Source organism: Vibrio sp. ZF57 (assembly GCF_001691235.1).
In the GTDB taxonomy this organism is placed as follows: Bacteria; Pseudomonadota; Gammaproteobacteria; order Enterobacterales; family Vibrionaceae; genus Vibrio; species Vibrio crassostreae_C.
Genome location: NZ_MAKD01000099.1, coordinates 57,257 through 65,776 on the forward strand (window position 1 = coordinate 57,257; position 8,520 = coordinate 65,776).

Here is an 8,520-nt window from a genome sequence, read left to right on the forward strand (position 1 = left end):
CTAAACTTCCTTTTATAGACTGTACATCTAACTTACAGCGTTAAATTATTGTCTTCTATCATTTTTTGTAAAATTTGTGCTTCTAATGCACTGCTACTGTCACCTTGATACAGATCGTCGTACGTGACATCAGCTAGCAAGATGTTTTGTTGAACGTCTTCGTCACCATTAGGTTTAATAGAAATGGTCACACCTTCACCAGATTCTTCTAAATCTAGATATTGTGTTGCCCCTAGCCCTGTATTAAGCCCTAGGCTTCCCAAAATACCCGAGAGGTCAATTGCATCAGTGTCTGGAGACGCATCAAAATCTTGAATCACATCGTAGCTTGGTGCTTCTGCACTCCCTAAGCCTGAAGATGCGAACACAAAATTGTCAGAGCCTGTACCGCCAATCAACAGATCGTTATCATCTGTCGCGGTAATCGTAGAATCCCCTTCAGCGACAAACTCAATCGATACGGTTTGGGGTAACCCGACCGCTTGGTTATTGCCTATCTCTGCAGACGGCTCTATCGTTAGGTCAAATTGATCACCACTGTTGTAGCCCCCGGTAATCGCTAGGTTAGGCACATCTGCCAAGTCCACCACATATTGACCATAGACCATAGAGCCGTGTGAGAACGTCAAACCTGCGGGAATATCATGAATTGTAATGAAGCCCACTTCTGAATCAGCAGGGTTTACAAGAGAAAGGTCTAAACCAAGAGGAATCGTGCCACTTGCTTCTGCCACGATCGAAGAATATTCAACGCTCAATAACGGTGCATCAGGCTCTGGTGTGATAATAAGCGTCATGTCTTGCGAGCTCGGGTCACCCGTGTCGACCACTAACTCACCGAGTACCGTATTTTGATCAACCGTTCGGCCGGTAATCGTAATATCGAGGTTACCAAACGCATCGCCTGCAAAGAATTCGAGCTCATCAACAGAACTTGCTTTAACGAGGATCGTCGCCTGTATGATGCCACCAACACTGGTGAAAGAACTGGTTTCTGATCCAATTCGAATTCGGTCTAACCCAACTAACCCTGATGGGTCCGAAGTTCCATTCACTGTTACCGTAATTGCTAAAAACTCATCACTGTTAGTTTCAAAGCTATTGGCATCAAGAGGAATCACGATGCCATCATCTTCACTTCCAGTGAGCTGTTCAGGTAAATCGAAGAACTCAACTCTGTCACCTATAGGGTTAACACCTACAGTAAATTCAGATTGTGTATAACGGATATCCGTCGTACCAATTTCTTGAGTAATCGCCTCTAGAGACAGATTAATGTCACCACTAAAGTCTCTTGGTGGCAGAATGACTAGATTAGATAACTGACTTGGATCTAACTGCCACTCATAGGTAGGGTTTCCATCGAAGGTACCGCCATCAGCACCATTGTTTGGAACCAACTCATAGTTGTCTCCGATTTTAATCGCGACAACTGCGCCTTCAGGAACTCCCTTCAACGAAAGCGACATGTTTTCAGAACCATCTTGGTCAATCAGCTCTGCGCTAAGTGATGACAACGAAATGTAATTATCTTCATCTCCGATAATATCCTCTGTTATCAAGTTCGCCGCATCAGCGACTGGCTCAACAGTAATAGTCACGACCGTCGTTTTATCTTGCGTATCCGTTTCTGTCACGCAATCCGCTTCATCGGTAATATTTGCTGTCACAGTGAGGGTAATTTCACCACTGTAATGCTCAGGTGGCGTAACTAACACATCACTCAAGCGGCTAGGATCCGTTACCGTCCAAGTACCATTGCCATTATCAACTAACAACCCGGTGTCAGTTGGAGTTTCAGACAAGGTCGCTCCATTCGAAATGCTCACCGTTAGAGAGTTAACGGTTTCTTTACCGGTAGCGCTATTGCCTTCACCAGTGATTAATTGTCCATCTTCAACGCTATCTCCAAGAACAAGCTCAAGATTAAGATCCGTGGCGATGTCTTCTTGAATCGTTGTCGAATCCGTGGCAACGGTGATGTCATCCACAACAGGCAAGACTTGAATACTAATAGTTTGAGCTGTCGTTACAGTCTCACCATTACACGGCGAGGTTTCAATCGTCTCTATCGTGAAATCAATACACCCAGCGAAGTCTTCGTCCAATCCAGTTAACGTCAATTTCGAGAGGCCATCGGCAGTGATCGAATAACCAACGATTTCGCCAGACGCGTCATATTCAGCAATAACGCCATCTCCAGAAATCTCAACGCCTTCAGGAAGCGAATCGGCAGGAATATAGAAAGAGATCGTATTGTCTGGGTCACTCGCTACATTGGTATTGAGCAAGCCCGTTAAATCGATATCTTCGCCTTCATTAGTCTTAATATCACCACCCGGTTGAATGGGACTTGGTGGGCCAACAGGGTCACAAGTACCGCCACCGCCGTCATGGCCAGTGATCTGAATTTGGAATGAAGTATCAATATACTTCGAATCTTCGCCATCAATCACACGAGCACGAACCACAATATCTAAAACGGGAGTATCGCTTGGGCTGGAGATCGTCATACCGCTCAAGACTTCTTGCGCCAACTCTTGGATAGAGTCACTCGTAAGACCGTTCGCAGAGATAATCCAGTTTCCTGAAAGATCTTGAGCGGCTCCGTTCGGGTGATCGATAATCAACGAATAACCATCAGGCACATCGATCAAGATATAATCTAAGTATTCTGAGCCATCCATATCAGCGTCAACAAAAGTAACGGCATCAGACACGTTGACTGGAGAGCCGTCATCACTGATGTATAGCTGACCAGAGCTTTCTAAACGAGTATCTGACTCAACCCTCGCATCGACGGTGACACTGATTGATCCCGAGATATCTTTTACATCAGTCGAGCCTGTCGGCGAAGTGTCGGTAACTTCGTAGGTAATTGGGATCGAAAATGTACCGCTCAAATCTTCAGTAGCGGTGACGGATAGTCTTCCGCTACTTAAAAGCTCGGACAGTGTTGGCGTCGTAGAGTCTAATAAACTTTCTAAATCTAACCCTGAAACCGGCACATCAATAACACTGCCATCGAAATAGAGAGTCAGGTCAGCAGGAAGGCTATCAATCACATAACCCGTTAAAGACTCACTACCATCAACATCTTGATTCACTGATGGCTCTAGATTCAATCCAATTTGGCTGTCTTCAATACCTTGAGTACTAACCGTTTGGCCATCTTCTTGATCGACAATCGGTGCTAACTCTACCTTCAACGTCATCGGGAACTCACCCGAATCGCCATCAGGCTCTGTCGAGATAGCAATAACAGTTAGCTCTAGCTCGCCACTAAAATCCGGAATTGGCTTGAGATACAAATCATTCAGTTGAGCGTTAGAAACCTGGAATACTGGCCCTGTTACATCGTCAATATAGGCGATGGTTAACGACACTGGCTCACCCAGTGAATCCACCAGCAAGGTGCCATCAGGAATATTGGTCAGGAGTATATTAATTTCTTCTGAAACATCGTCATCCGTCGTTTGTATGAGGAAGTCGAGCTGTATTAACCCATCTTCATTCAAGACCGATTGGTTGCTGATGACTTTACTGTCACTGTCGTATTGCCAATGACCATTACCACCGTCTACCGCGATAGGTTCATCCACAACACCTTTCAAAAAGATATTTATGGTTTTTGTATCACTTGACGCTTGCCCATTGATAGGAATAAGTGAATCGATCGTCGACTCAGTCGCTATTGCTGTTACGTCTATTGACAGATCTTCAGTAAAGGAACTGATGTCTTCTTTAGGCTGAATATAAGCAACACCATTGGCGATAGCTTCGGCAGTGACTGAATAGGAGTTATTGCCTATCTTTGCGGTACCATCACCTTCAACAGACCAGCCATCTTGAACTTGGATAATATAACTTAACGATTCAGAACCATCGGTGTCCGCCAAAGCGCCTTCAATAACGTCTTTGAGGTAAATAGCTTCATCCTCTAGTCCCTTGTAGTCTTTAACAGACACATGAGGAGTATCAGCATCAGGTGAAATATCGACAGTAACGGTATGTACAATACTTGCCGTTTTATCATCTGGGTCAGCGAATGAATTGCCAGACTCTGTTGCAACCGCAGTAATCTCAAACTCAAAGCGACCCGCTAGGTTGTCGTCAGCCCTGATTTCCATTTTATCAATCTGAGCCTGTGTGTAAGATTTCCCTTCTTTGACTGCGTTGCCATTTAACGTCAAATTCAAGCCGTCAGGAATCCCACTAATCTGGTAGCTCAATGTTTCTGACGTATCTTGATCCACCAGCTGAGCTGTTATGTCCAAACTGACTGGGTCTGAGTCATCTTCTACTGAATGATAGGAGAATACGGAAGCCGACCAATCCGGTGCATCCGCTACGGGTAAAACAGAAACAGAAACATCTGCGGTCAGCTCTTTTGGAACCGTGTCAGTACTAATGATCGCGTTGATCGCTAGAATAACCGTTGAGGTCGTATTCGATTCATGAAGTGCTGGTCGATAAGTCAACTGGCCATTCGGGCCGGTAAACTGACTGTCAATCGCTGTTAACTGATTGCCTGAAAGCGTCACCTTGCCATCAACCACTTGAAGCAATACGCCATCTAAATACAGGCTACCGCCTTGCAAAGAATCTCCTGAGAATTCAATAGCAGTAACGGTTTCGCTTTGGTCCACGTCTCCAGTAGAAACACTCACAACAATAATGGCGTCGTTATCTTCTGTGGTTTCTGAATCTTCATAACGAATAAAGCCTTCGTTATCATCCAGTATGAGCTCCGCGTTACTTACCACTTCATCGCCGTCGGCATCTCGCACCAAATAATCAATATCATCGACGATCTTAGGATCGGCAGGATTAGTCGTTACATTGGGATTCGTGGTTAGTTGATAGCTACCATCAGGTGAAAGGGTAAATTGGCCGTATACGCTACCACTGTCAAAATCGTTGATTAGATCAATGGTTATTGGAGTATCAGCATCCACAAAGGTGTAGGTAGTACCGCGATAATCGAAACTTACAATAGTTGCTCCATCGGCACCTGCGAACTCTTCGGTTAGGAACTGTCCATTGAGGTCATCACCCTCAACCATTTCAATAGAACCGCTTCGTGAAGTTGGAACCGCATCCGTAACGTTGACTGAATAGATAGCAGGATCAGAGCTATCACCATCGACATCAGTGACAACCAGTTCAAAATTCACAGCTAGGTTGTTTTCACCATCACCCGTTGCATGATCGAGCGGCGCATACAGATTGAACTCTGTAGTGCCATCGTTGTTAAAACGAATTCGGAAGATATCGTTACCCGACGTATCTTGAGCGTAATACCAGCCATCGGCATTCACTTCTTGCAAAGATATCGCTCGTCCGCCACTGCTGTAACCGAGGGCATCAAAAGCATCGATGTTGATTGAAACGGATGCGATATCGTCCGATCCTTGGATAATAGCTATCGATGGACTTGGTTCTTCAGTCCCTGTTTGTTCCTTGTCACCAATGAGTCCATCTTCATCGACAGATATGCTGCCTACAATCGAGAATGCAGGATCCTTACCATCGTATATTTTAATATCTGACTCTTGAGTGGATCGCGAACCGTCTGAATCAATAACGACAACCGTTGTCGGTATATTCAATTCGGTATCTTTTAACCCAGTGCCATGGTCAATAGAGCGATATAGATCAATCTCAACGGCAACTGTACCGGAGGCATTGGCTTCTAGGAAATAGTCCGAAGGTAGACGAATCTGCATAATGACATCGCCATTACTTAATATCGCATCGAAACTGCCGTCACCATTGTCTCTCCAAGTTAAAGCTTCACCATTATGAGTAACGGCTTCCCCATCACCATCTAAAACCGCCTGACCGTTTGTCACATCAATACCAAGATAAACGATAGGATCATGCGATGCCGTGATATCCAAATTTACCACTGCGCTTTGTTTTACACTATCTGGTGTCGTATTGGCGATAGGGGTTTCAGATAGTTCAACAGTTCCACTTCCAATAAACGGTTCACCACCGTCAGTAATAGAGATGTTAAGGTCTAGTTTGGTTTCATCATTATCTGAATCGCGAGCAGTAACGGTAAAAGGAAGAGAATCCGTACCATTGGTTTGATCTAAGCCTTTATAAAGAGTGAAGACATAATCCACACTGCTGTCTACATCACCGGATGCGGGCGCGGCAAAACTCACAGTAAAGGCAACATCGCCACCCACTACTGGTCCGGCGTAGCCAGTCAATAATGTTCCATCCTCAAAAACAGTGTAATAAATCTGTTCACCGCCGCTGAAGAGCTGAGGTTGATCTGCTAGATCAAAGAACACACTGTCTAAGTAATCACTGCCAATCCCAACACTGAAGGTTCCGGTGCTACTGACTTCACCGATAGGATCATTGCTTAGATCCGACTCGTTGACTGAAGCATTTGAATCAAGAACCAAACTCGGATCATTACCGTCTTCTATCACCCATGATATTTGGCCGTTTTCTAAAGCAGTGCCATCAGTATCTGTACCAATAATATTCAACGGAATCGTGAGTAAATCACTGGTAAGAACATGATCGAGTGGGTGTTCAATCACAAACACAATATCAGCAAGTACATTATTCCCGTCGACCGTTGTCGTCATTGAAAACGAGAACACATCATCGTCACCTTGCTTAGCTGTAATAGTACGACCGTCAGCGCTGAGGGTGTAAGAAAGTGCCGTAGAATCGCCCCCCGAAGTGATACCTAATGCTTCTAGTTGCGCGACGGTCTCTGAGCTAAATTGTATAGAATCGGGGTCTGGGTTATCCGAACCACCTAATATCGTAAATTGAGCATTGATGGTTTGCGAACCAGAGGTCACGTCGACTTCCGTCACCGTTTTCGAATCATCCAATATCTGTCCTGCCGCACCATCAGTGATATCAATGGTCGCCGTTGCAGAACCAAAATCACCACTAGAGTCAGCGGCAACGTAATTGAAGATAACGGTATGGTCTTGGTTATGATCTAGATTTCGATTTGCTTCAAAGGTCCACTGGCCATTGGCAAATACGGTCAATACACCATCCCCGGTATTGAACACCGCAGGAGTTGCACCTGAAATGTCCTTGCTGACTCCACCAACTTCGACGCTACTAATGGTTAGAGCAGTATCAAGGTCAATGTCATTGCTAAGAACGTTGCCTGACGATATTTCACCTTCAACCATCGAGTAAGACTCGCCGAACAGCAAAGGTTCGGAATCTAGAATCGTGATCGGTAATTCGCCTAAAACGAGCTCAGTGGTTCCATCGTCATCAATCTGAAGACCTTCGATAATGATCGCCGTTTGAAGTAACTCTTCACCAGCTTGTTGGTCAACCGCTTGGTAAAAGGTGATCTCAACGGTATCTCCAACAATCTTAGCTTCGAAAACCAGTGTTCCATCGGTTCGTGTTGCTTTGAGCACTTGGCCGTCAGACTCTAATGCAATAGCGATAGATTGACCTTGAGACGTCACTCCCTCGGCAGAGACTTGGTTTGCACTAAAAGCAAACTCGTCAGCAAACTGAATATTGATGTCAGCAACTTGGGTTTGATCTCCGAAGATCCCGACCGTGCTTTCAGAAAATGAGACTGAACCTGGCAGTATAATACTTGGCATGTCATCGCTGACTTCATTGCCAATCGAATTGGCCACTCTCGCATCTATAATCCACTCAGTAGATGGGTCTAAGCTAGAGACATCAATATTCTCGACTAGCCAGCCACCGGACGCATCAACTACACCTTCAAAAGTCAGCGTTTGCGTACCATCATTGATCTCTATGTAGACAGGTAAACCTTCGGAAACATCGGTCGTACCCTGCATGGTGGTTAAATCACCACTACGAAAATCTAAGATGTTGAAACCAGATAAGGTATCAATATCGATAACAGGTGGGACGGTATCAATTTTTCCTGTCGAGTCTGTGCCCGTTGTTTCATTACCTGCAATATCAACGGTAACTGCTTCTACGGTAATGTTGCCATCCGCAAATGCAGACAGATCGACATCATCGATGCTCCAAGCCCCTGCAACAACTACGGTTTGTAACGTGATAGACTGATTATTGCTATCCGAAACTGTGACGGTAATAGGCTGTCCATTTTCTACATTTTGAACAACACCTTGTAGACGAACAGATTGAACCTCTTCAGTGTTGAGTATGTTGTCGGCATCATCGAATTTTGCTGTGATACTTGCCAGAGTATCCTTAACGATTATATCGCTAGAAGTAACAGTATTGCCCGCAACATCCGTAACGCTAGCCTCTACGGTTAAGATTCCTTCTGCAAACCCCGAATAGTCTTGACCTGTCAGCGTCCAATTTCCGCCAACTACTGTGGTCGTATAAACTTGGGAGACATTAAGGCTATCGGTAAGGGTAATAGTGATCGTTTGACCGTCTTCAACATCCTCAACCGTGCCAACCAAGGCACCATTAGTAATTTCGGCTAAGTTGTAATACTCATCACCAAAACCATCAAAATCGACACTGATATCCGCTAGCGTATCTTTGACG

General features: G+C 44.9%; 1 protein-coding gene. It reads right to left on the reverse strand.

Annotated features, from left to right (window positions below):
• Positions 1-32: 32 nt before the first annotated feature.
• Positions 33-8,520: RTX toxin (locus tag A6D97_RS15715; RefSeq protein WP_240492704.1), on the reverse strand; the 8,488-nt coding region annotated here is incomplete at its 5' end.